This window comes from Rhizobium sp. SVR5-2C (genome assembly GCF_056755115.1).
Genome location: NZ_JBNDHT010000240.1, coordinates 1 through 5,344, shown reverse-complemented (window position 1 = coordinate 5,344; position 5,344 = coordinate 1). Strand labels below are relative to the sequence as shown.

Here is a 5,344-nt window from a genome sequence, read left to right as displayed (position 1 = left end):
GCCGTCATGTTCCTCTTCTGGTTGGCGCATTCCGTCTATCCCGCCGTCTGGTCCTTCGTTTCCACCTACCGCTACGGCTGGAGCGAGGGCCAGATCGGTCTTTCGCTCGGCATCTATGGCATCGGTGCTGCCCTCGTTATGGGGCTTATCCTGCCGAAGATCGTGCCCGGTGCTCGGCGAGCGGAGGACCGCGGTCGTCGGCCTCTCCTTTTCGGTCATCGGCCTGACGGGCTATGCTTTCGCTTGGGAGGGATGGATGGTCTACGTGGTCATCATCATGACCGTCATGGAAAACCTGGCCGATCCGCCGCTTCGCAGCATAGCCGCTGGCAAGGTTCCGCCATCGGCGCAGGGCGAGTTGCAGGGCGCGTTGACCAGCCTCACCAGCATCACGACCATTGTCGGCCCTCTTATCTTTACGCAGCTGTTCGGCTATTTCACCGGGCCGGATGCCCCGGTGACTTTTGCCGGCGCTCCCTATCTGCTGGCCGCATTCTTTATTCTCAGTGCGGCTTTGGTCTTCCTCGCGAAGGTCAGGACCGGAAAACCTGCGGAAGCCCTGGAGGCGCCGGCGGAGTGAGCCATCAAATTCCGTGATCCGGTGATGAATTTTTCATCATTTGCCTGTTTTGGGATGGTTCTTCGTAAGGCTTTGATCTAAGGCGCGGTGTTACTTTGCCGCTAGCTGCGGCCGGAAGTGATTCAGCCACGACGGGAATGGCTCTGATGGACGCGCCGATCGACGTGCACAGGCTTGTGCCGCAAACCGACAATCGCTGGAGTGCGCATTTCCGCGCCACGCTGGCGCTCGGCATTCCCTTCATCGGCGCGCAGCTTGCCCAGCTCGGCATCAACACGACGGACGTGATGATCGTCGGCCGCCTCGGCGCCGAAAATCTGGCGGCCATGGTGCTTTCGGCGCAGTTTCTGTTCACCATCCTCATTTTCGGCTCGGGCTTTTCCATCGCGGTCATCCCGATGGTCGCACAGGCTTATGGCCGGGGCGATACCGTCACAGTGCGCCGGTCGATCCGCATGGGTCTTTGGGTGGTCACAGCCTATTGGCTCGTCATGCAGCCAGCCTTCTTCTATGCGGAGGATATACTGCTCGCCGCCGGTCAGAAGCCGGAAGTGGCGAAGCTTGCGCACGGCTATATCCTGATCGGCCATTTCGGCCTGCTGCCGGGGCTTCTTTACAATGTCATGCGCGCGCTCGTCAGCGCGATCGGCAAGGCCGCCGTCGTTCTGAACGTGACGATTGTCATGCTGGTGATGAACGCGATCTTCGCCTATTGCCTCGTTCTTGGTCATTTCGGGTTTCCGGCGATGGGTCTCGAAGGTGCCGCGATCGTTTCCGTCGCGGTGCAGACCGCGGGCTTCTTCTTCATCCTCGCCTATGTGCAGATAAGAGAGGAGACGCGGCGCTACGAAATCCTCGTGCGCTTCTGGCGGCCGGATTGGCATGCGCTGTGGGATGTCGCCCGCCTCGGCCTTCCGATCAGCGTGACCATCCTTGCCGAAGTCAGCCTGTTTACCGCGGCCTCGCTGCTGATGGGCCATATCGGCACGATCGAGCTTGCGGCGCACGGCATTGCGCTCCAATGGGCCTCCATCGCTTTCATGATCCCGCTTGGGCTGAGCCAGGCGGCGACGGTGCGCGTCGGCATTGCCCACGGCCAGGGGGATCACCGCGCCCTGGTACGGGCGTCGATCGCCGTGCTGATCATTGCCGCGGCGATCGCGGCGATCGGCGGTATCCTGTTTGCAATCATGCCGGAGTTCTTCGCGCGCTGGTTCCTCGACGTCAGCCGGCCGGAAGCGCCGCAGGTGCTCGCCTATGCCGGTCCGCTGATCATCATTGCCGGTCTCTTCCAGCTGGTCGACGGCCTGCAGGCGATCGCCAACGGTTTGCTCCGCGGGCTCAAGGATGCGCGTGTGCCGATGATCATGGCGCTGATCGCCTACTGGCCGATCGGCTTCTTCCTCGCCTGGCTCTTTGCCTTCCCGTTCGGTTTCGGCGGGGTCGGCATCTGGTTCGGCTTCCTCGTCGGTCTGGCGGCGGCAGCGGTCATGCTATGCGGTCGTTTCTACATTCTCGTACGCCGCGAGTCGTAGGCCTGTGCCACTGATGGTTCAAGCTGGCGTGTTTGGCTGTCCGCCTGAGCCGAGATGAAAAACGCCCGGACCGATCTCGCCTTTTACCTGTGTCGACACAACCGGTAGCGTAGCTATTGCGGCGCTCCACGCATGACGGCGCCAGAGCGATACAAACACCCGGCGCGCTGGCGTCTCGATGCATTCGTAGCTCATCCATGCAATCAACAGCGCCGCGCCGAGCGCCGAGGGAATGACGATCGATATCGGTAGAATGCCTGACAAAGCATTTGCCATCAGGAACATCACCGGGACGTGGAAGAGATAGAGCGAAAAGCTGATTTTTCCGAGGAAACGCATGGGTGGCGCAGCGAACAGCGTAGCTGAGATCGGGTGTTCAACCGAGACGACCAGCACGGCGAGGGCGCCGGCGAAGGCAGGTTCAAGCCCCCAGGCATTGTCGTTTGTCGGAAACACGTGGTTCGAGACGAGGATGAAGAACGGCAGTGTCAGGGCCATTATGCCCATCGAACGGCCCGGTGGTTGTTTGTCCAGGATAGAATACAGCCTACCGGCTGCTGTGCCGAGCAGGAAGAAGGCAAGCTTCGATAGCAACAGGATACCAGGGCCGGGAAAACCAAGAAGCGCGTTGACGGCCAAGAGGCCTGCCATCAGCATGCCGAGCGCCTGGTAGCGCTTGCGATCGCTGAAGAACAGCCAGATCAGCGGGAAGAGCAGATAGAACTGGATTTCGGGCGGAATTGACCAGAGCACACCGCTCGATCCAAGTAGGACGATGTGTCGAATGATCTCCGTCGGGCCATGGATCGGATTGATGAATTCGAAGCCCGGAATGCTGGACAGAACGACAACGACGACGACCGCCACCAGATAGACCGGATAGATGCGGGAGAAGCGGCTGACCAGGAAATCGGAGACCGCCTTGCGACTGATCGGCCTCTCGCCGTAGAGATAGGCCATCAGGAAGCCGCTGAGCGAGAAGAAGATTGCAACGGCGCGTCCGCCGATACCACCGATCATCAGATGGCCGAGCGACGGAAAGATCAGATCCATGTGGGAAAACACGACCGCAGCCGCAGCGATGCCGCGCAAGCCGTCCAGGCTCGGTATATGCTTTTTCTCTTGCATAGATTGCATCCCAGGCGAAGGTCGGCTTCAGTCCTGAGAGTCTGTCTTAGAAGAGCGTCCTTAAATTGCAATTAACGCGTTCGGCGAGAAAAATAACAAGGGCACACGTCTAGTCGCGAACGCCCTTGCCGGTCTTAGATCAGCGCTCGGCGAGAGATTCCTCGCCCTTTTTCGCGCGCACCATGTTGATGAAGCGGCGGAAGAGGTAGTGGCTGTCCTGCGGGCCGGGCGAGGCTTCCGGGTGATGCTGCACCGAGAAGATCTGCTTGCCGCTGACGCGCAGGCCGCAATTGGTGCCGTCGAACAGCGAAACGTGAGTCTCCTCAACGCCTTCCGGCAGCGACTTCGTGTCAACCGCGAAGCCGTGGTTCATGGAGACGATCTCGACCTTGCCCGTCGTATGGTCCTTCACCGGATGGTTGGCGCCGTGATGGCCCTGGTGCATCTTTTCGGTCTTGGCGCCCAGCGCGAGGCCGAGCATCTGGTGGCCGAGGCAGATGCCGAAGACGGGGATGTCGGTCTTGATCAACTTCTGGATGACCGGCACTGCATATTCGCCGGTTGCCGCCGGGTCACCCGGGCCGTTCGACAGGAAGATGCCGTCCGGCTGCATGGCGAGCACATCGTCGGCGCTGGTCGTCGCCGGCACCACCGTGACCTTGCAGTCGAGGCCGGCGAAGAGGCGCAGGATGTTGCGCTTGACGCCGTAGTCGAGGCAGACGACGTGATACTTGGCGTCGCTAGCCGCGAGTTCGCCGTAGCCCTCGTTCCACACCCATGGTGTCTGCGCCCACTGCGAGGACTGGCCGGAAGAGGCGATCTTGGCGAGGTCGAGGCCTTCAAGACCGCTCCACGCCTTGGCTTCCGCCTTCAGCGTGTCGACGTCGAAAACGCCGTTCGGGTCATGGGCGATGACGGCGTTCGGCGAGCCGTTTTCGCGGATCCAGGCGGTCAAGGCGCGCGTGTCGACGCTCGCGAGGCCGATGATGCCGCGGGCTTTCAGCCAGGCGTCGAGATGCTTGGCCGCGCGGTAGTTGGAAGGCTCGGTCATATCCGCCTTGAAGATGACGCCGACTGCGCCGTGGCGCGCTGCAGGCGCTAGGTCTTCGATATCTTCGTCATTGGCGCCGACATTGCCGATGTGGGGGAAGGTGAAGGTGACGATCTGGCCGAGATAGGAAGGGTCCGTCAGGATCTCCTCGTAACCGGTCAGGGCCGTGTTGAAGACCACCTCGGCCTGCACCTTGCCGGTGGCGCCGATGCCCTTGCCTTCAATCACGGTTCCATCTGCCAGAACGAGCAGGGCAGTCGGCTTGTCGGTTGTCCAGGGTGCTGTTGCGGTCATCTTCTTCCCGTTTCCGGCAGCTCTCGACGTCTTGGGCCGTCGCCAGAGTGCCATTTGTGTTGGCAAGCGTATGGGCGCAGGTTGTCGCCGCGCGTCTCAGGCCTGATCACGAATTTTGGTGCAGGTGGCGGTAGATAGCCGCGCTCTGCTCTTGCGTCAATCTTTCTAGCGCGAATCGGCGGCCTTTTCCTGCGCTTCGTGCGGGAAATCGCGCAATTTATTTGATCGCTGCCATCCGGCTGGTTTATGAAGCGCCATTCAACAGGAGTGAAATCAATGCTGCGCGATCAGCTCGCCACTGCCCTCAAGGACGCGATGAAATCCAGGAATGCCGAGCGGCTTTCGACCGTCCGCCTCATCCAGGCGGCGATCAAGGACCGCGATATCGCCAACCGCGGTTCCGGCAAGAACGAGGCTTCGGATGAGGAGATTCTGCAGATCCTCGCCAAGATGGTGAAGCAGCGCGACGAATCGGCGAAGATCTATGAAGAGAACGCCCGGCCGGAGCTCGCCGCCAAGGAACGCGCGGAGGTAGTGGTCATCCAGGACTTTTTGCCTAGGCAGCTTTCCGATTCGGAAGTGCGCGCCAATATCTCTGCCATTATCGCGGAAACCGGTGCGGAAGGCCCGAAGGATATGGGCAAGGTGATGGCTGTTCTCAAGGAGCGTTATGCCGGCCAGATGGACTTCGCCAAGGCCTCCGGCACCGTCAAGGAACTGCTGAAATAGTCTTGAAAGGCGCTAACGGCCGAGCAC

The 5,344-nt window shown here is 60.9% G+C and carries 4 protein-coding genes and 1 pseudogene; 3 read left to right on the top strand and 2 right to left on the bottom strand.

The genetic code is table 11. From position 1 onward, the window contains the following. Together ACPYOI_RS34715 and ACPYOI_RS34710 are read left to right on the top strand one after the other, a co-directional pair. Positions 1 to 580, top strand: a pseudogene (locus ACPYOI_RS34715) (MFS transporter); the annotation flags it as partial. 146 nt (positions 581 to 726) lie between these two features. Further along, positions 727 to 2,115, top strand: coding sequence for an MATE family efflux transporter (locus ACPYOI_RS34710; RefSeq protein ID WP_481417997.1), 1,389 nt, complete (start codon positions 727 to 729; stop codon positions 2,113 to 2,115). Positions 2,116 to 2,133: 18 nt separating this feature from the next. Here ACPYOI_RS34710 and ACPYOI_RS34705 read toward each other — a convergent pair whose 3' ends face one another. Together ACPYOI_RS34705 and carA are read right to left on the bottom strand one after the other, a co-directional pair. Then, complete coding sequence (locus ACPYOI_RS34705) at positions 2,134 to 3,243, bottom strand: acyltransferase family protein (protein ID WP_481417996.1); 1,110 nt, start codon at positions 3,241 to 3,243, stop codon at positions 2,134 to 2,136. Positions 3,244 to 3,382: 139 nt separating this feature from the next. Then, complete coding sequence (carA, locus tag ACPYOI_RS34700; protein WP_481417995.1) at positions 3,383 to 4,588, bottom strand: glutamine-hydrolyzing carbamoyl-phosphate synthase small subunit; 1,206 nt, start codon at positions 4,586 to 4,588, stop codon at positions 3,383 to 3,385. Positions 4,589 to 4,864: 276 nt separating this feature from the next. Here carA and ACPYOI_RS34695 point away from each other — a divergent pair, with 276 nt between their 5' ends. After that, positions 4,865 to 5,317, top strand: a complete 453-nt coding sequence (locus ACPYOI_RS34695) for a GatB/YqeY domain-containing protein (RefSeq protein ID WP_481417994.1) — start codon at positions 4,865 to 4,867, stop codon at positions 5,315 to 5,317. The last annotated feature ends 27 nt before the right edge of the window (positions 5,318 to 5,344 follow it).

Coding starts and splice junctions, on each gene's coding strand:
- ACPYOI_RS34710 (WP_481417997.1), top strand. CDS start 727: ATGGACGCGCCGATCGACGTGCACAGGCTTGTGCCGCAAACCGACAAT.
- ACPYOI_RS34705 (WP_481417996.1), bottom strand. CDS start 3,243: ATGCAAGAGAAAAAGCATATACCGAGCCTGGACGGCTTGCGCGGCATC.
- carA (WP_481417995.1), bottom strand. CDS start 4,588: ATGACCGCAACAGCACCCTGGACAACCGACAAGCCGACTGCCCTGCTC.
- ACPYOI_RS34695 (WP_481417994.1), top strand. CDS start 4,865: ATGCTGCGCGATCAGCTCGCCACTGCCCTCAAGGACGCGATGAAATCC.